Here is a 17,468-nt window from a genome sequence, read left to right on the forward strand (position 1 = left end):
ATCTCAAAAGAAATCGTCTTTTTTGAGGGGAAATCGGGCCATTTTTGGCCCGATCAAAATCAACCCATTGAAAAGAAAGAGAATTTATCGGGCCATTTTTGGCTCGACCGGGTCAAAAATGGCCCGATTGTCAGGGTGAGCGTGAAACTATCCGTTGCCGGAAACAAAAAACGATGCTGACGACGGCACTGGCAATTAGGCAATACATGTCGAACAGCGGCAAGGCTCTATCGGATACGCGAGATGAATGCGATTCACCCTGAGCGTTCAGAGGGCGATATCCTGAGACCTGCCGTTTTCAATGTCAGTCGACCAACTCCCCCGTCGGTTCGTAAAACGGATAAGGCCCGTCGCCTTCATCGATGTACACGTGATGCGACGTCATCCCCGTATCGGGCGCATGGCAATGGATCGCGAACGCCGGCGGTTCGAGCCGGAATGCGGAGGGCGCATCGGTTCGCAGGTCGAATGCGACCTGATGCGCGGGCGACGGCACCGCGGACGCGAGTGTGCCGCCGAAGCGCGTGAACATCGTGCGATGCACGTGGCCGCACAGCACGCGCTCGACGTTCGGATGACCACGCAGCAGCGCGTCGAGTTTCGCAGAAGCGGCGGGCGCGAGGCGCAGCTTGTCCATGTGGCCGATCCCCGACACGAACGGCGGGTGATGCAGCGCGACGATCACCGGCCGGTCGCGCGCGGTGTCGAGCTGCGCGGCGAGCCAGGCGAGCCGTGCGTCGCACAGGTCGCCGTAGCTGGCGCCGGGTACCTGCGAATCGAGCGCGAGCACGCGCACCGCGCCGACGTCGAGCGCGTACTGCACGAATTCGCCGTCCTGCAGTTCGGCGCGATCGGCAAACGCGCGGCGCAACCCGGCGCGGTCGTCGTGATTGCCGATCATCAGGTAGTACGGAATCTCGAGCGTCGCGAGCAGCCCGCGCAGGTTGCCGTACTCTTCATCGTGACCGAAGTCGGTCAGGTCGCCGGTGACGAGCACGGCGTCGGGGCGCGGCACGAGCGCGTTCAGCCTGGCGATGCAGCGCGCGAGCGCGGCCGCCGTGTCGACGCGCCGGTACGCGAGCTGGCCCGGACGCTTGATGTGGAGATCGCTGATTTGAGCAAGCAGCATCGTCGTTCCTCGGAATCGTCTGATTGTTGTCGCGGCGGCGTCGTGCGCCGCGGTGGGGTGCTGCATGAATGATGCCCGAATGACGGGTTACGCACCGAGCGCGATCAGCCCTTCCGGTGCGATCGTGAGGCCGACCGCCGTACCGTGTGCGAGTGCGATGCGGCCCGGCACGTCGATCACGAGTGCGTCGGGTGCCGCGTGCTCGATCGTGAGCCGCGTGCGCTCGCCGAGGAACGCGCACGCACTGACCGCGCCGCGCAGCGGCGCATGCGCGGGATCGGCGAGCTGCGCATCCTCGGGGCGGAAGAACCACTCGTCGGCGGCGTGCGGCGTCGCGATCGCGCCGCCCGTGGTCACCAGCGTGCCGTCGCGCCATTGCCCGGCAAGCCGGTTCAGCGTGCCGATGAACTGCGCGACCGTGCGGTTCGCCGGGTGGTAGTAAATGTCGCGCGGCGTGCCGATCTGCTCGATGCGGCCCGCGCCCATCACGACGATCCGGTCGCCGAGCTCCATCGCCTCGGCCTGGTCGTGCGTCACGTAGACCGTCGTCACGCCGAGTTCGCGCAGCAGCGCATTCATTTCGCGCCGCAGCGTGTCGCGCAGCTTCGCGTCGAGCGCGGTCAGCGGCTCGTCGAGCAGCAGCACGCGCGGCCGTACCGCCAGCGCGCGGGCCAGCGCGACGCGCTGGCGCTGGCCGCCCGACAGCTGGTCGATCGGCTTGTCCGCATGCGCGTCGAGCCGCATCATCGCGAGCAGCTCGTCGACGCGCTCGCGCAGCGCGCGCGGCTCGGTCTTGCGGATCTTCAGCCCGTAGCCGACGTTGCCGCGCACCGTCAGGTTCGGAAACAGCGCGTAGTTCTGGAACACCATGCCGACCTGCCGGCGCTCGATCGGCAGCGGCGTCACGTCGTCATTGCCGAACGCGATCGTGCCGCCGGCATCCGGTGTGTCAAGGCCCGCGATCAGGCGCAGCGTCGTCGTCTTGCCGCAGCCGGACGGCCCGAGCAGCACGAGCGTTTCGCCCGCGCCGATCGACAGGTCGAGCGGTTCGAGCACGCGTGTGCCGCGGAACGTCTTCGCGCAGCGGGTCAGGGTGATGGGAGTGGAATCGAGTTTCATGTCTGCGGAAAAATCAGCGCGGGCGCTTCTTGAGCGCGCGCGTGCCGGACGGATCGACGCCGAGCCACTGCATCGCGACGAGCAGCGGCAGCGTCATCAGCAGGAACAGGATCGTGTACGCGCTGCCGACTTCGAGGCGCAGCGACGCATACGTATCGGCGAGCCCGACGGGCAGCGTCTTGGTGTCGGGCGTGTGCAGCATCCACGTGAGGTTGAATTCGCCGATCGACAGCGTAAGCACCGCGAGCGCACCCGCGACGATGCCGGGGCGCAGGTTCGGCAGCACGATCGTGACGAAGCGCGTGACGAACGACGCACCGAGGCTCGCCGCACCTTCCTCGAGCGTGCGCAGGTCGGCGCCGGCTGCGACGGCCGCGACCGCGCGCACCATGAACGGCAGCGTGAACACGACGTGGCCGACGACGATGAACCACAGGCTCATCCGGAACGCCGTGAAGCCGCCGTACACGACCAGCAGCGCGAGCGCCGACGCGAGGCCCGGCAGCGCGACCGGCAGCACGAGCGCTTCCTCGATCGCGCGCGCGACGCGGCTCTTGCTGCGCGCGAGCGCATAGCCGGCCGGCACGCCGACGACGAGCACGATCGCGAGCGTCGCGAACGCGACGTAGAGCGACAGCGCGACCGAGCCGTGATATTGCTGCCACACCTGTTCGAGCCAGCGCAGCGTGAGGCCGCTCGACAGGCCACGGAAGTAGTTGACGGTGAGACCTGCTAGCACCGACATCACGACAGGCACGATCAGGAACGCGCACAGCAGCAGCGTGACGCCCCATTGCAGTGCGGCGATCGCGCGGGCGCCCGTGACGCGCGGCGCGCGGCGCGCGACGCCGTTCGCCTGGGCGGGAGCGGGTGCCGGTGAAGGCGACGGCGCGGAAGAGCCGGAAAGCGATTGCATGCGGGAGTCCTCAGGCCGCGGCGGCGGCGGTGTGGCCGGTGAAGCGGCGCGCGAGCGCGAGCACGGCCCAGGTGACGATGCCGAGCACGATCGACAGGCCGGCCGCCGTCGCGATGTTCGCGTTCAGCGTGAACTCGGTATAGATCGTCATCGGCAGCACGTTCAGGTCGGTGGCGAGCGTGAACGCGGTGCCGAACGCACCCATCGCGGTCGCGAAGCAGATTGCGCCGGCCGCGATCAGGCCCGGCGCGAGCGCGGGCAGCACGATGTCGACGAAGATGCGCCACGGCGATGCGCCGAGCGAGCGTGCGGCTTCCTCGAGCGACGCGTCGAGCTTCGACGCGGCCGCGATCACGGTGACGATCACGCGCGGAATCGAGAAGTACAGGTAGCCGATGAAGAGCCCGGCCACCGAGTACGCGAATACCCACTTGTCACCGGTCAGCTTCGCGGACAGCATGCCGATCAGCCCCTGCCGACCGGCGAGCATGATGACCATGAAGCCGACGACGACACCCGGGAACGCAAGCGGAAACGTCAGCAGCGCGAGCAGCACGCGCTTGCCCGCGAATTCGCGGCGCGCGAGCAGGAGGCCCGAGATCGTCGACAGCACGAGCGTCGCGAGCGTGACGCCCGCGGACAGCGCGACGGTCTCGCCGAGGCTCTTCATGTAGCGCGCATTGCCGAGCAGCGCCGCGTAGTGCGAGAAGAACGCGCCGTCGGCGGACACCTGCACGAGCGCTGCCATCGGCAGCAGCCAGAACGCGGCGAACACCGCAAGCGCCGGCGCGACGAGCGCGACGCGCCAGCGCAGCGGGAAAGTCAGGTCGAGCATCGGTTGCGTCCTGCCGCTTACTGCATCACCTGCAGGTACTGCTGGCCGAATGCCTGCTGGCCGGCCGCCATCTTGCCGAAGTCGACCGATTTCGCGCGGGCATATTCGCTCGCCGGCAGGAACTTCGACGCGATGTCCGCGCCGAGCGTCTGTGCGCGTACCGGACGCAGGTATGCGTTGGCCCACAGCTTCTGGCCTTCGTCGGACAGCACGAAGTCGAGCACCTTCTTGCCGTTCGCGTCGTGCGGCGCACCCTTCACGAGACTCATCACGTACGGCACCGCGATCGTGCCTTCCTTCGGAATCACGAACTCGACGTTGGCGTTGTCCTTGTACTTCGCGCGATACGCATCGAAGTCGTAGTCGAGCAGGATCGGAATCTCGCCCGACAGCACGCGCGCATACGCGGTCTGCTTCGGCACGATCGGCGCGTTCGCTTTCAGCTTCCTGAACCAGTCGAGCGCCGGCTTGAAGTTGTCGAGGCTGCCGCCGAGTGCCTGGTTCACGGCGACCGCGCCCGCATAGCCGACGAACGCGCTCGACGGATCGAGATAACCGACCATGCCCTTGTATTCCGGCTTCAGCAGATCGGCCCACGAGCGCGGCACCGGCTTGCCGTCGAGCGCGTCCTTGTTCACGAAGAAGCCGAGCGTGCCCGAGTGGATCGCGAACCAGTAGCCTTGCGGGTCCTTCAGGTTCACGGGAATGTCGTTCCAGTGCGTGGGCTTGTACGGCGCGATCACGCCCTTGTCCTTCGCCTGGAACGCCGACGATACGCCGAGATAGACGACGTCGGCGACCGGGCTCTTCTGCTCGGCGATCAGCTGCGCGATCGACTGGCCCGAGTTCTTGTTGTCGAACGGCACGCGGATGCCGGTCTTCTGCTTGATCGCCGCGATCTGCGCGGCCCAGTCGGCCCATTCGGGCGGGCAGTTGTAGCAGATCGCCGTTTCGTCGGCATGGGCGGCGGGCGCGCCGGCGATGAGCGCGGCGCAGGCGAGCGGCGCGGCAAGCGCACGCAGCAGCGAGGTCAGGCGAAAGGACACGGTTGGTCTCCGGGCGAGGGTGAGGCGCTGGGGTGGTGGTGTTGTGTACGGGGCGGTGCGGCGCCCGGGTTCAGGCCTGGCGCAATTGCAGGTCGGTGGCCGGCGGGGCGACCGTCGCGCCGTCGCGCACCACGTGCGGCAGGATCAGCGACGTGCGTTCGATGGCTGCGCCGCCGATGCATTCGACGAGGCGCTGCCACGCGTGGCGGCCGATGTCGCGGTTCGGCGTCGCGACGCTCGCGAGCGGCGGCGCGAGCAGTTCGCCGATTGCGATGCCGTCGAAGCCGAGCACCGACAGGTCGTCCGGGATCGAGAAACCCGCGCGGCGCAGGCCGCGCATCACGACCATCGCGAGCAGGTCGTTGCTGCAGAAGAGGGCGGTCGGACGCGTCGCGTGCGCGGTGAGATGCGCAAGCACCGCGTCGGGCAATTCGGGCGCGTTGAAGTCGACTTCGACCGGCGGCAGCGTGGCGACGCCGCTTTCCTCGAGCGCCTGCGCATAACCGAGATGACGCTGGCGTGCCCGATCCGACGCGGCGAGCGAGCCGGCCAGCATCAGCACGCGACGATGACCGCGCGCGGTCAGCATCCGCACGCCGTCGTAGGCGGCGCTGCGGTTGTCGACCGATACCGACGGGCGGCGCTGCGTATCGTTGTGCATCAGCACGTAGTGCGGGCCGTCGCGGTCGAGCATGTCGAGCAGCGGGTGCGTGTCCGCGTCGGCGACGGTGAGGATCAGCCCTTCGACGCGCTGCTCGCGCAGCGTCTCGATCGCATGACGCTCGCGTGCCGCATCGTATTCGGTCGTCATCAGGATCAGCTTGAAGCCGGCCGCGGTCGCGAGCTCGTCGATGCCTTGCAGGCAGTCGGCGAACACGGGGTTCGACAATGTCGGCACGACGACGCCGACGAGCCGCGTGCGCTCGCCGCGCAGTTGCCGGCCGAGCGGGCTCGGGCGGAACTGCAGCGTGTCGATCGCGGTACGGATCGTTTGCAGCGTGGCGGGACTGACGGTATGCGGCGCGTTGATCGCGCGCGAGACGGTGGCGATCGAGAAGCCCGCGAGGGCAGCGACGTCCTTGATGGTCGAGGTCATGTGGTAGCGCGATGTAAACGTTTTCGGCCGGAAAATTATCGAAAACGTTTGTGACCTGCCGATGACGCGTGAAGGGGGCACATCGGACAGCGCGCGCGGGCTCGTATGACGAAAGCGCTCGCGAAACCAAGCGTGGATTGTAGCGGCGGAACGGCGGGTCGTGGGGGCGTGCGACGCGGTTTGTGGCGAAGGATCGGTGCAGGCGTGCCTGTCGGCGCGATAGCGGGGTGGGGGCGCGCGCGAAGAACGGCGACGCCCGAATCGCGTGGCCCGCGTACCGTCCGTCGACCCGGGTGGCGGACGGTACGCAAGCGCCGACGGACGTTACAGCGCGACGAACAGCATGCCGTGCGGATCCTGAAGCGCCGACGCGTTGCCGACGCTCGTTGCGATCGGCGTCAGGTGGCCGGTCTTCGGATCGAGCTTCATCACCTGGCCCTGGCCGGCGCTGTATGCGTCGCCCTGGGTGAATGCGGCATCGACGCGGTACGTCGTGTTGTTTGCGTCGGTGAACAACATGAAGGTCTTGTTTTGCGGCCCGGGTGCCGGCACCCAGCGGGTATCGTCGACCGGATACACGGGGCCGTCCTTGTCGTTGAAGAGCGTGAGCGTCAGCACGCTGACACTCTGGCTTGCGCCCGGATTGTGGATGAACACCAGCTTGCCGTCGGCCTGGCTGTCGAGGACGAGGTCGCCGGCCGTATCGATCGCTTCGGAATCCGGGTCCGTCAGGGCCAGCGTGACCGGCTGGTTGTAGGTCGGATTCGGTGAACCGCCGACCGACGGCGTCAGGTCGGTCGCCTGTGCGTTGCCGGCCAGTACGGGGGCGACGTCGAACGTCGTGCCGTTGGCGTTCAGCGTGAGCTGGACGACCGTCGGCGCGGTGCCCGGCGTCGTCGGGTTCGACGCGCTCACGTAGACGTTGCCGTTGAGCAGTTGCATGTCGTCGTAGCCGCCGCCGTGCGCGGTCGGATTGACGGTCGGCGCGTAGGTCTTCTGCGTGCCGGCCTTGAGGTCGATGATCGTCAACTCGGGATTGCCGTCTTCGTTGGCCATCGCCCAGAGCGTGTTGGTGTCGGCGCGCGCCATCAGGCCGTCGACGTGCCCCGGCACCGAGTAAGTCTTGAGCGCGTTGCCGGCCAGGTCGTACTGAACGACATCGTTGGTCAGCCCCGGGACCGAGCCGTCCTTGACGTCACCGGCCTTCTGGTAGCCGATGAAGACGGTGTCGTTGAACTGGACGATCGAGTCGGGCTTGTCGGTGGAGACCGGCGCTTTCGCGAACACGGACAGCGCGTAGCCGGACGCGGTGGCCGTGTTCGGCACGGCCGCCGTGTTGGCCGGTGCGATACCGGGAGTCGAGGTCGCATCGTCTCCACCGCATGCCGCAAGAAAGACCGATGCCGACATCGCAATGAACAGAGGCTTTCTAAACATTTCGTTTTCCTGAACGAATGATTCGTGCCGACCGAATCGGGTTGATCTATTACCGCTAATTACATGGGCGCGGGTCAGGCTAAGGCGCACATATTTCGTTTCGGTGAAAAACGCGCGAACGTGCGGCGCGCCGTTCGCAACGCCGGGATCGGCTATCACGGTGTTGCTTAAGGCGGGCTTAACGAAATGCGGCGAATCGCCCGCGTATCGAAATTCCGTCAGAAATCGGGGCATCGGCCGCGTCGGTCGAGCATGCGGATGTCAGGCGAAATCGAAACCTTTCATTTTCCGGATGTAAGGCGCATGCGATCGAACGCGCGGCCGATCGTTCCGGCAGGCATCGGTGTCGTTGCATGGGGCGATGTTTCACCGGACCGGATCGGTCTCGGGACGTTGCCGTGGCAGCGCGTCGCCGGTCGGGCAATCAACGACGGAACAAATGAGGAAGGGGGGCGCGAGCAATGGTAGAATCGCGTCCGCCCTCTTGCCGGGGTGATGAAATTGGTAAACATAGCGGACTTAAACGATTGAGTGCCCGGTCGGAAACGGTCGGTGCAGAACCCTTCAAATTCGGTGAAACCCCTGATGCGCGCATCGAGGCAACGCCGAGCCAAGCCTCGCGGTATCCGCGAGGAAGGTGTAGAGACTAGACGGGGGGCGCCTAAGGCGCACGGGCAGCGGTCATGCCCGCGCGTGACGGTGAAGGCATAGTCCAGCGCACGAACGGCATCGCGCACGCGACGCCGGCTTTGAAAGAAGCAGTGTGACGAAAATCCGCCGCCTTAACAGGCTTGCCGGTTCAAGTCCGGTCCCCGGCACCACGATCGCTTTCAGTGCGATTCGATGAAGGTAAGAAAGCCCGCGAGAAGCCTAGCGCTCGCGGGTTTTTTGTTTTTGTGGCGTTGAGTCGGAGGCAACGCATTCCGAATGCGCTGCTGCCAGATGCGGGTGGGCGTGACCGCCTTGCCGATGACGGTGCTCGATGCCTTCACGGTGGCGGACGTTTCGAAGATTCCGCTGGTCGAACCGGTGGTGCGGCGCGATATCGGTTTCGTGACCCGTCGGGGCAGAGATCCGTCGCCCGCCGCACGCAAATTGATGGAGACGATCGAGCGACGCGTGGCCAACTGCCATGCCGCAAAACGGAAGTGAGGCCGCCAACGGTTTCGTTCCGCGGCGTTCGCCGGTACGGTCGCACCGTTTGCCGTCAACGGAGATCGAAGCGGCGATATCTCGTGTATCCCGTGCAAGGCGCCGTGCTACGCCGACGCACGATCGGCGCTGGCCGTAGTCGCTTCCTTGACGAAAGCACGAACGGCCGGGGACACGTCCCGGCGTCGATGGGCCAACGCCAGGTGAACGGAGAAAGCGAAGTCCGTGATGGGGCGGTAGCAAAGGCCGTGAGGGCTGAGGCCCTTCATCGATTCGGGTATGACTGCCACGCCATAGCCGGCAGAGGAAAGGCTGATCGCGGACATGAAGTCTTTTACCCGGTAGTCGAGGGCGGGCGTAAAGCCTCCGACCTGGCCCAGTGACGACAGCACCTCGCTGAACGCATCGTCCTCGTCGAACTGAGGGGAAATGAAGGACTCGGCCTGCAGGTCTTGCGCGTGCAGCTTGCGTCGCGTCGCCAGCGGGTGGTGTTCTGCCATTGCAACGACGAGTCGCTCGGTCTGAACGATCGTTGCGACGATGCCCGCGCCGTATCGCGGCCGGGGGCGCACGATGCCGATGTCGATTTCGCCGCTGTCCAGCGCCTCGAGTTGCCGAGGCGTTGCCATCTCGGCAATGTCGACCCGGACATTGGGATGCGACACGCGAAACCGGCGCAGCATCCCGGGCAGCACGCCATTGGTCACGCTCGACGCGACGAAGCCGATCCGGACCATGCCGGCCAGGCCCCTGGCTGCCAACCGTCCGACTTGTTCCGCCCGTTCGATATGCCGCAATGCCGTCATGGCTTCGGCGTGGAACAGGCGTCCCGCATCGGTCAACGTGACCGGCTGACGCTTGTTCCGGTTCAGCAGCCGGACACCGATGTTTTGCTCGAGGCGCTGAATCTGGGTGCTGAGCGCGGATTGAGCGACGTTCAATCGATCCGCTGCCTTGGCGAAGTGCAGCTCTTCCACCACGGTGACGAAATACCGCAGCTGGCGCGCGTCGATCATTTAATCTCCATTTCGGAATAAAGTTTCGCGATCGTGGTCTGGATGCTATCAGAGAAATCGGCTGAAATAAGGCGACCTGTCACCCTGGAGAACACCATGGAAGCGTCCGCCGACACCTTGCAACAACCGTCTTTCCGTTTGTCGCCGCATCCGGATCACCATCGGATCATGCATGTCACGGCCGATCGTCAGGCGCTTGCCGGATTCCTGCAGGACGTTCGGGACATCGATGTCCAGAATCTGGAATACGTGCCGTTCATGCGCTTTGCGCTTGCCGATTCGCTGATCCGGCGACTGGGCGACGCGTTCGCGCGCATGTTGATCGAGCTGGTCAAGGATCGTCGCCACGGCGGGTTCACCATCGGCCTGCAGGATCTTTCGCAGGATGCATCCGACTTCGTGAAGTTCGGTACCGCCGTCGCCCATATCCTCGGTACGAGCAACCACGACGCCATGTCGGGCACCTATTACGCACGCTTCGTCGTGAAACATACCGACGACAGCGACTCCTATCTTCGCCAGGCTTATCGCTTGTTCACGATGCACGCCGACGGGACGTTCGTCAGCGAGGCAACGGACTGGTTGTTGATGATGAAGTTCGCCGAGCGGAACGCGATGGGCGGCGAGTCGCGCTTTCTTCACCTCGACGACTGGCAGGAACGCGATCGGTTTGCGAAACACCGGCTTGGGGTCCACCCGTTCCTTTACAAGGCGCCGGGCTCGAAGAACGTGTCCGAGAAGGTCGAGCGCCCCTTGTTCTTCGAAAGCGAGTTCGGCTTGTCGATCTCCTTCATCGACCAGTTCGTCCAGCCTGCCAATCGCGAAGAGGCGGCATTTCTGCATGCACTGTCGGAATCGATGGAGGCGTCATCCGGGACGACGGAGGTGACGCTGCCGGTTGGCGACCTGGTTGTGCTGAACAACTATTTTTACGTGCACGGCCGGGCGCCGTTCGAGAAAAACGAAGGGCTCTTTCGCGAACTGATGCGTCAACGAGGCACGTTCGAACGATGATGCGGCCGGTGCCAAACCGTGCGTCACCGAAGTGATCGGACGCCGGTCGACGAAAACCTGATGAACCTGAAGGCGGAAAGAGCGATGAAAGATCACCCCAGCGGTACAGAAGCGCGGCCGATGATGCCGGTCGGGCGGCAATCCCAGTCCGCCTACGGGGTCAAGCGCGATGTGCCCGCTCGACTGCGCAAGATTCTTTCGCTGGCGGACTTCGAGGCAGCGGCACGCAGCCATCTGCCGCGCCCGTTGTTCGGCTATATATCGGGGGCGGCAGAGGATGGGGTATCCGCCGCCGCGAATCGAACGGCATTCGAACGGCTGAAGTTCAGCCCGAAGGTTCTGGTGGACGTTTCGCATCGATCGCAGGAAACCGTGCTGTTCGGCAGCACCTACGCGTCCCCGTTCGGCATCGCGCCGGTCGGTATCAGTGCGATTTCGGCTTACCGTGGCGACATCGTCCTGGCTCAGGCTGCGAAGGCGGAGAACGTCCCGGCGATCATGAGCGGCTCGTCGCTCATCCCGATGGAAGCCGTTCATGCGGCTTCGCCGGGCACGTGGTTTCAGGCTTACCTGCCGGGAGACTCATCGCGTGTCGCCGCATTGATAGACCGAGTCAAGGCAGCGGGTTTTTCGACGCTCGTCGTGACGGTCGACATCCCGGTGTGGGCGAACCGGGAGAACAACACGCGCGCGGGATTCTCGTTGCCATTGCGACCGTCGCTTCGTCTTGCGGTGGACGGGATCTCGAGGCCGCGCTGGCTGATGGGGACTTTCCTGCGCACGTTGATCAATCATGGCATGCCGCATTTCGAAAACTCGTTTGCCACGCGAGGTGCGCCCATGCTTTCGGCTTCGGCGATCCGGGACACGACCGGGCGCGATCATCTGTCGTGGACGGATATTGCTCGAATACGGGAGCGCTGGAACGGCAACCTGGTCGTCAAGGGCATTCTTCGCGCGGACGATGCCGATCGAGCGGTGTCGATCGGCGCGGACGGCATCATCGTGTCGAACCATGGTGGCCGCCAACTGGATGGGGCGGTCGAGCCGTTGCACGTACTGCCTGAAATCTGCGAGGCGGTGGGCCACCGGACCATCGTGATGATGGACAGCGGGATCCGGCGAGGCGGCGATGTACTCAAGGCGCTGGCGCTCGGTGCTCGATTCGTGTTCCTGGGGCGTCCGTTCATGTATGCCGCGGCCGTGGGCGGCGAGACTGGCGTGCGGCACGCGATTCGACTCCTTCGGGATGAGGTCGACCGAAACATGGCGATGCTCGGGACCTGTGCGGTGGCCGACATCGACGATGCGATTCTTTCGCGACTGGCGGCTGGCGCGTAATCGGCGAACTGCGCGCCAGCGGAAGTGTTGCCGGTGGCGCAGCATTCGATCGAACTCCGCCGGCAACGGAAGAGGGCCCCGCGCGAGCGCCGGCAGGCGACATGTTCGACCGGGTGAGCGGGGCCGGGTGTCGGACTTTCATGCACCGGGTGTGGAACGTCGGCTGTTGCTAGACGACCGGTCTAATAGTGGAGTAGTATCACCACCACGAACGCGATGTTGGCAGCTACGTCCGGCAAGTCCATTGCATCCTCCGCCTTGATGCGTGCCGGCACCCGATATGGCCCTTCGTAGCAGAAGAGGCGACGGATCCCGACAGGGGCCGTTTTTTTTGAATATCGAACTAGACGACTGGTCTACTAATTTGGATCAAACCATGCAGAATTTCAGTTACTACAATCCGACCCGCATTGTTTTCGGCGAAGGCACCGTGTCGCGCCTGGACGACCTGATTCCGCGCGACGCCCGTGTCCTCGTGCTCTACGGCGGCGAGAGCGCGCGGAAAAACGGGACGCTCGACGAGGTCAGGGCCGCGCTCGGCGCGCGCGAGATCCAGGAGTTCGGCGGGATCGAGCCGAATCCGACGTATGAGACGCTGATGAAAGCGGTTGCGCAGGTCAGCGCGAGCCGGATCGATTTCCTGCTCGCGGTGGGTGGGGGTTCGGTGATCGATGGCACGAAGTTCGTCGCGGCCGCCGCGCTGTTCGACGGCGAGCCCTGGAGCATCATGGAAACGCATGGCGCGAACGTGCATGCCGCGCTGCCGTTCGGCAGTGTCCTGACGCTTCCCGCGACCGGCTCCGAAATGAACAACGGCGGCGTCGTGACGCGTCGTGCGACGCATGCGAAGCTCGCGTTCCGCAGCGAGCACGTATTCCCTGCATTCTCGATCCTCGACCCGACGAAGACCTACACGCTGCCGCCGCGGCAGATCGCGAACGGCGTCGTCGACGCGTTTACGCACATCGTCGAGCAATACCTGACCTATCCGGCCGATGGGCTTGCGCAGGACCGTTTTGCGGAGGGGCTGCTGCAGACACTGATCGAGATCGGCCCGAAGGCGCTTGCCGAGCCGCACGACTATGCGGTGCGCGCGAATCTGATGTGGGTCGCGACGCTCGCGTTGAATGGCCTGATCGGTGCCGGCGTACCGCAGGACTGGGCAACGCACATGGTCGGCCACGAACTGACGGCCCGTTACGACATCGATCATGCGCGCACGCTTGCGGTCGTGCTGCCGTCGATGCTGCAGGTGCGGCGCGACAGCAAGCGGGCGAAGCTTCTCCAGTATGCGGAGCGTGTCTGGAACATCACGTCCGGCCCGGACGACGCGCGCATCGACGAAGCGATCGCGCGCACCCGTGCATTCTTCGAGCGCCTCGACGTGAAAACGCGCCTGGCCGATTACGGGGTGGGCGCGGATGCGATCGACCAGCTCGTCGCGCAGCTGGATGAACACGGGATGACGCAACTCGGCGAGCAGAAGGACGTCACGCTCGATGTGAGCCGGCGCGTGCTGGAAGGGGCGCTGTAACTGACGCGGAGCGCCCCGGGCCGACGGCATGCATGCGGCGGGTCCGGGGCCGACGACCACGGGATCGCGATTGCCGGCGGCCTGGCCGGTGCATCACCGCGTTGGAACACCGACGGACACGACTGAATCAATTCAACGGAAACCAATCATGAAAGTTCTTATCGTTTTGACTTCGCACGACACGCTGGGTAGCACGGGGGAGAAGACGGGGTTCTGGCTGGAAGAGTTTGCTGCACCGTACTACGTGCTCAAGGATGCGGGTGTCGATGTCACGCTGGCATCCGTCATGGGCGGCCAGCCGCCGCTCGATCCGAAAAGCAACGAAGCGGCGTTCCAGACCGATGCGACTCGCCGCTTCGACGCGGACGCAGCTGCGCGCGCGGCACTGGCGACGACGCTCAAGCTGTCCGACGTCTCGATCGATTCATTCGATGCCGTGTTCTACCCGGGCGGGCATGGCCCGCTGTGGGATCTCGCCGAAGACGCGAACTCGATCGCGCTGATCGAACGCGCAATCGCGACCGGCAAGCCGGTGGCGGCGGTTTGCCATGCGCCGGGCGTGCTGCGCCATGCGAAGGCGCCGGATGGCAAGCCGCTCGTCCAGGGCAAGTCGGTCACGGGTTTTGCCAATACCGAGGAAGCGGCGGTCGGCCTGACCGACGTGGTGCCGTTCCTCGTCGAGGACATGCTCAAGGCGAACGGCGGCCTCTATACGAAGGCCGGTGACTGGCAACCGTACGCGGTCGTCGACGGTCTGCTGATCACGGGGCAGAACCCGGCGTCGTCGGAGCATGTCGCGCACGCGTTGCTCGAACAACTGAAGCGGGGCTGAACGATGGCAGTGGATGAAGAAGGCGCGCTTCGAGCGCTTTGGGCGGCGCGCTACCGGGATCGACAGATACCCGATGCGCCCGTTGCCACCAACGAAGTCGTGCGCAACCTGCTCGAGCATCGCTCGGTGCGTTCGTATCTTCATCGACGAGTGCCCGACGATGTGCTCGTCGCGGCGATCGCGGCCGCGCAGTCCGCGTCGACTTCGTCGAATCTGCAGGCGTGGAGCGTCGTCGCGGTGACCGATCCGGAGCGGAAAGCACGCCTGGCCGCGTTCGCCGGCAAGCAGCGACATGTCGAGGAGGCACCACTGTTTCTGGCATGGGTGCTGGATCTGTCGCGGCTCAGACGCGCGGGAGAGTCGACGGGCAAGCGTACCGACGGGCTCGATTATCTCGAGAGCTTCGTCGTCGGCGCCGTCGATACGACACTCGCGGCCCAGAACGCGGCGGTCGCGTTCGAGTCGTTTGGCCTCGGGATGGTCTATATCGGCGGGATGCGTAACCGCCCCGAAGCCGTCGCGCAGGAACTCGGCCTGCCCGAATCGAGCATGGTGCTGTTCGGCATGTGCGTCGGCTATCCCGATCCCGATCGGCTGCCGGCCATCAAGCCGCGTCTCCCGCAGGCGGTCGTGCTGCACCGCGAACAATACGATGTGGCGGCCGAGCGCGATTCGATCGGCGCCTACGATCGGCGCGTTTCCGATTACCTGAACGAACGCGGCGATGCGGGCGGAACCTGGACCGGCGCAGCGGTCGAGCGGGTTCGGGGCCCTGAATCGCTGAGCGGTCGCGATCGCTTGCGCGAGGCATTGTCGGCGCTGGCGTTCAAGCTGTTGTGAATGCCGGATGACGCGCTTTCACGATCTATTGACTGATTGAATCGAGGTGTATCGATGAGCATTTACGTATTCGCAAGCCTGATGCCGAAGCCCGAGCATGCGGCGGCCGTCGAGGCGGAACTGCATCGGATGGTGGCGGCAACGCGTGCCGAACCGGGCAACCTCCGCTACGACCTGTTTCGGCAGACCGACGGCCAGTTGGCATTTCACCTGTTCGAAATCTATCGTGACGAGGCTGCCGTCGCAGCCCATCGCGCGAGCGAACACTACACCGCCTACCGCGCGCAAGCGGCCGACTGGCTGGCTGAACCGCCGGTGGTGAAGGTGCTGGCCGCGGTCGACGTGGACGCGGCGTAGCTCGGCATAACGACCAAGTGGCACGGTGGTCCGGTCTTCGATTCGGCTCGCCGTGTCGCTTCAATGCGGCAAGGTCATGAGCGTCAAGATGCTGTTGATCGTCGGGGTGTTGTCCTGCGGGATCGCACCGGCTATCGCGGAAAGGAATGGTGGCATGACGCAGCGGCAGGTTCGGGCAGATCGGTGGTCTCGCAGACTCTCTCGATACGACGGAGTACAGTGGGAAGTATTCGAGAATCCTCGCAATTTCCCGTGATGCCTTGAAGCGTTCGCGTATCGTTGCATCATGGTGCACCCGGAGTATTTGATAGGCGGCGTACACGCACACGGCACTGCCGGCCGAGATGCGCGGAAGAGATGCGCGTCGCTGGCATCGAAGCAAACTTCGCAAGTATAGGTGGGGTTCTACCTGGGACTGGATTGATATCGAGTGCGAATGGTTATGGATAGAAAGGCGGCCGAAGAGGCGTTTGATGCGTTTTTGATGAAAATGGACGATCAGCTGGATTGGTTGTCCGATGAGGCCAGGGGGCATGGGATCCAGTTGCACGTTGAACTGGATGACTTGCCGAAGTTGGAAAAATTGTTCGATCTTTTGTCTGGTGGAAAAGGCAAGGATGAAGTGTCGGAACTCGTCGTTGCATTTGCCATCTTCCTTGGCGAGATTGTCAGGGAAGGCTGCGGTGGGAAATGGGCATTACCCTTGGATGACGAGAAGAATGTAAATTTCAATACCCCGGTAATTGTCGGACATGCGCCAGTCGAGGCACTTGAGTTTGCGCCGCTATCAGTGATGCGGGCATACGCGCTTCGTAGAAAGCCAGGAACACTTCAGCGTGCCGTCGACGCGCAGGTAAATCCCAAGCCGGTAGACTTGAGTGGCTTGACGGAGGAGGAATGATGCGTACCCGCGTTGGCCGGACCAAGGGGGCAATCTTGCCGACGCTTGCCACACGGGCTCATTGACTCAAATAGACGGACAGGTCGGTCTCCGGCGGCTTCACGCCAAGCTCGAACAACATCTGGGAAATCCAGCCACGGTGGTAGGTCTTGTGGTGGGACAGATGCAGCAGCATCGCACCACGCGCCATCTGCCCGGGACGGCCGGAAATGTACTCGAACGACACCGTTTCCGAGAGGCGCGCGGCATCCTGGCGGCTCACCCAATCGTTCAGCCATGTGTTGGCGTCGCATTGTGCGGCGATGAGCGCGTCGAGTGTCGGGCACAGGAGGTCTCGCCGCGAACTGAAGCCATGCTTGCGCCCGATCAGATGCGCATGCCAGATCAGATCGACCTGATAGTTGTGATTCAGCGTCGCCAGTATTGAGCCGAACACCGTGTTGCGTGGGCAAACGATCTCGGGCATGGGCACATGTTCCAGCGCACCGAATAGCGTGCGGTCCGCCCAGTCGTTGTAGCGTGCCAGGAGGCATGCGGCGTCGAAATCAAGCATCGGGACATCTCCTTTGAAGGGGCTCAGCGTTGCATGACAGGCGTTGAATACGATGGTTGATTGCCATTATCGATGTGTGCCGACGTATTGGGTACTCGCGTTCTTTCATCCGCTGCCGGTTCCAGGTGCACCGCACCACGCGACTTCTTGCCGCGATGCCGAGCCGAAGCGCGGCGCAACGGCTCACAGTGGATTGCGTCGGCACCGCGCGTGTCGATTCCGGGGGGCCTGTCAGTAATTTCGTGTTCAAGGCATATGATGCTCCGAAGGAGACTATATGCCTCGCAAACCGAAAGCCAAACCGGTAGACCTGCCGGCGATTCCCGCCGAGTTGCTTGAGCAATTCGGCA

At 64.4% G+C, this 17,468-nt stretch carries 19 protein-coding genes; 10 read left to right on the plus strand and 9 right to left on the minus strand.

What is annotated here, in order from left to right; translation table 11 throughout:
- Positions 1–180, plus strand: a 180-nt coding sequence (locus G3N61_RS32755) for a hypothetical protein (protein ID WP_205824475.1), incomplete at its 5' end; no start/stop codon positions are given.
- A 124-nt stretch (positions 181–304) separates the two neighbouring features.
- Here the strand turns inward: G3N61_RS32755 and G3N61_RS32760 are convergent.
- The 7 genes from G3N61_RS32760 to G3N61_RS32790 form a co-directional block, all read right to left on the minus strand.
- Positions 305–1,129, minus strand: a complete 825-nt coding sequence (locus tag G3N61_RS32760; RefSeq protein ID WP_205824476.1) for a phosphodiesterase — start codon at positions 1,127–1,129, stop codon at positions 305–307.
- Positions 1,130–1,216: 87 nt separating this feature from the next.
- On the minus strand, positions 1,217–2,248 hold the full coding sequence (locus tag G3N61_RS32765) for an ABC transporter ATP-binding protein (RefSeq protein WP_205824477.1): 1,032 nt from the start codon (positions 2,246–2,248) through the stop codon (positions 1,217–1,219).
- A gap of 13 nt (positions 2,249–2,261) precedes the next feature.
- Positions 2,262–3,164, minus strand: coding sequence for an ABC transporter permease subunit (locus G3N61_RS32770; RefSeq protein WP_043182157.1), 903 nt, complete (start codon positions 3,162–3,164; stop codon positions 2,262–2,264).
- A 10-nt stretch (positions 3,165–3,174) separates the two neighbouring features.
- Positions 3,175–3,999: an ABC transporter permease gene (locus G3N61_RS32775; protein WP_089445290.1), complete on the minus strand. Its 825-nt coding sequence runs from the start codon at positions 3,997–3,999 to the stop codon at positions 3,175–3,177.
- Positions 4,000–4,016: 17 nt separating this feature from the next.
- Positions 4,017–5,045: an ABC transporter substrate-binding protein gene (locus G3N61_RS32780; RefSeq protein WP_205824478.1), complete on the minus strand. Its 1,029-nt coding sequence runs from the start codon at positions 5,043–5,045 to the stop codon at positions 4,017–4,019.
- A 70-nt stretch (positions 5,046–5,115) separates the two neighbouring features.
- Entirely contained in the window at positions 5,116–6,141 is a 1,026-nt protein-coding gene (locus G3N61_RS32785; protein WP_043182163.1) for a substrate-binding domain-containing protein, read from the minus strand.
- Positions 6,142–6,465: 324 nt separating this feature from the next.
- Positions 6,466–7,578, minus strand: coding sequence for a hypothetical protein (locus G3N61_RS32790; protein ID WP_043182165.1), 1,113 nt, complete (start codon positions 7,576–7,578; stop codon positions 6,466–6,468).
- Between the two features lie 258 nt (positions 7,579–7,836).
- Here G3N61_RS32790 and G3N61_RS32795 point away from each other — a divergent pair, with 258 nt between their 5' ends.
- Complete coding sequence (locus tag G3N61_RS32795; RefSeq protein WP_205824479.1) at positions 7,837–8,046, plus strand: hypothetical protein; 210 nt, start codon at positions 7,837–7,839, stop codon at positions 8,044–8,046.
- A gap of 459 nt (positions 8,047–8,505) precedes the next feature.
- On the plus strand, positions 8,506–8,730 hold the full coding sequence (locus G3N61_RS32800; RefSeq protein ID WP_205824480.1) for a LysR substrate-binding domain-containing protein: 225 nt from the start codon (positions 8,506–8,508) through the stop codon (positions 8,728–8,730).
- A gap of 107 nt (positions 8,731–8,837) precedes the next feature.
- On the opposite strand, the gene G3N61_RS32805 is transcribed toward G3N61_RS32800, so the two are convergent.
- Positions 8,838–9,746, minus strand: a complete 909-nt coding sequence (locus tag G3N61_RS32805; RefSeq protein WP_043182167.1) for a LysR family transcriptional regulator — start codon at positions 9,744–9,746, stop codon at positions 8,838–8,840.
- Positions 9,747–9,842: 96 nt separating this feature from the next.
- Between G3N61_RS32805 and glaH the strand changes: the two genes are divergently transcribed.
- The 7 genes from glaH (at position 9,843) to G3N61_RS32840 (ending at position 16,565) form a co-directional block, all read left to right on the plus strand.
- Positions 9,843–10,760, plus strand: coding sequence for a glutarate dioxygenase GlaH (glaH, locus tag G3N61_RS32810; protein ID WP_205824481.1), 918 nt, complete (start codon positions 9,843–9,845; stop codon positions 10,758–10,760).
- 123 nt (positions 10,761–10,883) lie between these two features.
- On the plus strand, positions 10,884–12,101 hold the full coding sequence (locus tag G3N61_RS32815) for an alpha-hydroxy acid oxidase (RefSeq protein ID WP_241018015.1): 1,218 nt from the start codon (positions 10,884–10,886) through the stop codon (positions 12,099–12,101).
- 376 nt (positions 12,102–12,477) lie between these two features.
- Positions 12,478–13,635: an iron-containing alcohol dehydrogenase gene (locus G3N61_RS32820; protein ID WP_043182170.1), complete on the plus strand. Its 1,158-nt coding sequence runs from the start codon at positions 12,478–12,480 to the stop codon at positions 13,633–13,635.
- Positions 13,636–13,783: 148 nt separating this feature from the next.
- On the plus strand, positions 13,784–14,467 hold the full coding sequence (locus G3N61_RS32825) for a type 1 glutamine amidotransferase domain-containing protein (RefSeq protein ID WP_205824482.1): 684 nt from the start codon (positions 13,784–13,786) through the stop codon (positions 14,465–14,467).
- Positions 14,468–14,470: 3 nt separating this feature from the next.
- Positions 14,471–15,307, plus strand: coding sequence for an NADPH-dependent oxidoreductase (locus tag G3N61_RS32830; protein ID WP_089450211.1), 837 nt, complete (start codon positions 14,471–14,473; stop codon positions 15,305–15,307).
- Positions 15,308–15,361: 54 nt separating this feature from the next.
- Positions 15,362–15,664, plus strand: coding sequence for a putative quinol monooxygenase (locus G3N61_RS32835; protein WP_089450212.1), 303 nt, complete (start codon positions 15,362–15,364; stop codon positions 15,662–15,664).
- A gap of 442 nt (positions 15,665–16,106) precedes the next feature.
- On the plus strand, positions 16,107–16,565 hold the full coding sequence (locus G3N61_RS32840) for a hypothetical protein (protein WP_089450679.1): 459 nt from the start codon (positions 16,107–16,109) through the stop codon (positions 16,563–16,565).
- A 58-nt stretch (positions 16,566–16,623) separates the two neighbouring features.
- Here G3N61_RS32840 and G3N61_RS32845 read toward each other — a convergent pair whose 3' ends face one another.
- The gene (locus tag G3N61_RS32845) at positions 16,624–17,118 is read right to left on the minus strand and encodes a DinB family protein (protein WP_043182177.1); all 495 of its coding nucleotides are present in this window, start codon (positions 17,116–17,118) and stop codon (positions 16,624–16,626) included.
- Positions 17,119–17,468: the final 350 nt, after the last annotated feature.

This window comes from Burkholderia sp. Ac-20349, from assembly GCF_017104865.1.
In the GTDB taxonomy this organism is placed as follows: Bacteria; Pseudomonadota; Gammaproteobacteria; order Burkholderiales; family Burkholderiaceae; genus Burkholderia; species Burkholderia aenigmatica.

What these genes read in the sequence shown, in the direction of transcription:
- G3N61_RS32765 (WP_205824477.1), bottom strand. Translation starts at nt 2,248, where the DNA reads ATGAAACTCGATTCCACTCCCATCACCCTGACCCGCTGCGCGAAGACG.
- G3N61_RS32845 (WP_043182177.1), bottom strand. Translation starts at nt 17,118, where the DNA reads ATGCTTGATTTCGACGCCGCATGCCTCCTGGCACGCTACAACGACTGG.
- G3N61_RS32815 (WP_241018015.1), top strand. Translation starts at nt 10,884, where the DNA reads ATGCCGGTCGGGCGGCAATCCCAGTCCGCCTACGGGGTCAAGCGCGAT.
- G3N61_RS32785 (WP_043182163.1), bottom strand. Translation starts at nt 6,141, where the DNA reads ATGACCTCGACCATCAAGGACGTCGCTGCCCTCGCGGGCTTCTCGATC.
- G3N61_RS32800 (WP_205824480.1), top strand. Translation starts at nt 8,506, where the DNA reads ATGCGCTGCTGCCAGATGCGGGTGGGCGTGACCGCCTTGCCGATGACG.
- G3N61_RS32805 (WP_043182167.1), bottom strand. Translation starts at nt 9,746, where the DNA reads ATGATCGACGCGCGCCAGCTGCGGTATTTCGTCACCGTGGTGGAAGAG.
- G3N61_RS32790 (WP_043182165.1), bottom strand. Translation starts at nt 7,578, where the DNA reads ATGTTTAGAAAGCCTCTGTTCATTGCGATGTCGGCATCGGTCTTTCTT.
- glaH (WP_205824481.1), top strand. Translation starts at nt 9,843, where the DNA reads ATGGAAGCGTCCGCCGACACCTTGCAACAACCGTCTTTCCGTTTGTCG.
- G3N61_RS32795 (WP_205824479.1), top strand. Translation starts at nt 7,837, where the DNA reads ATGTCAGGCGAAATCGAAACCTTTCATTTTCCGGATGTAAGGCGCATG.
- G3N61_RS32820 (WP_043182170.1), top strand. Translation starts at nt 12,478, where the DNA reads ATGCAGAATTTCAGTTACTACAATCCGACCCGCATTGTTTTCGGCGAA.
- G3N61_RS32825 (WP_205824482.1), top strand. Translation starts at nt 13,784, where the DNA reads ATGAAAGTTCTTATCGTTTTGACTTCGCACGACACGCTGGGTAGCACG.
- G3N61_RS32760 (WP_205824476.1), bottom strand. Translation starts at nt 1,129, where the DNA reads ATGCTGCTTGCTCAAATCAGCGATCTCCACATCAAGCGTCCGGGCCAG.
- G3N61_RS32775 (WP_089445290.1), bottom strand. Translation starts at nt 3,999, where the DNA reads ATGCTCGACCTGACTTTCCCGCTGCGCTGGCGCGTCGCGCTCGTCGCG.
- G3N61_RS32830 (WP_089450211.1), top strand. Translation starts at nt 14,471, where the DNA reads ATGGCAGTGGATGAAGAAGGCGCGCTTCGAGCGCTTTGGGCGGCGCGC.
- G3N61_RS32835 (WP_089450212.1), top strand. Translation starts at nt 15,362, where the DNA reads ATGAGCATTTACGTATTCGCAAGCCTGATGCCGAAGCCCGAGCATGCG.
- G3N61_RS32840 (WP_089450679.1), top strand. Translation starts at nt 16,107, where the DNA reads ATGGATAGAAAGGCGGCCGAAGAGGCGTTTGATGCGTTTTTGATGAAA.
- G3N61_RS32770 (WP_043182157.1), bottom strand. Translation starts at nt 3,164, where the DNA reads ATGCAATCGCTTTCCGGCTCTTCCGCGCCGTCGCCTTCACCGGCACCC.